The 361-nt window shown below is 63.2% G+C and carries 1 pseudogene; it reads right to left on the reverse strand.

Annotated elements, in window-relative coordinates:
* Window positions 1-361: pseudogene (locus tag GK091_RS29330) on the reverse strand (PQQ-dependent sugar dehydrogenase); the annotation flags it as partial.

Raw genomic sequence — 361 nt, forward strand, 5'->3', positions numbered from 1 at the left:
TTGTAGCGGTAGGTAGCCGCCGTGCTACCCTGCTGAGCGCTCAGCGTGATGGTCGGGTTGTCGGTATACAGCGTTAACGTGTAGGGACCCGGATCGCTTGTGGCCGCCCGCTCGTTGACCACCGAGAAATTGATAGGCCCCCCAGTCATGCCCCCGTACTGGGGCGTAAAGGTGACCGCCCGCTGACCGCCACTCACCACCACACAGCTCACCGTTTGCACCCCGGTGATGGTAAAGCTACCCGGCTCGCCTATCGTCGCAGAAACCGGGGCCGTCACCGTCACTGTAAAGCCCGTGCTGGCACTCAAGCCACCTCCATCGGTGGCCGTCACCACCACGGTGGATACGCCCGTACTGGACG

This window comes from Spirosoma agri (assembly GCF_010747415.1).
GTDB lineage: Bacteria > Bacteroidota > Bacteroidia > Cytophagales > Spirosomataceae > Spirosoma > Spirosoma agri.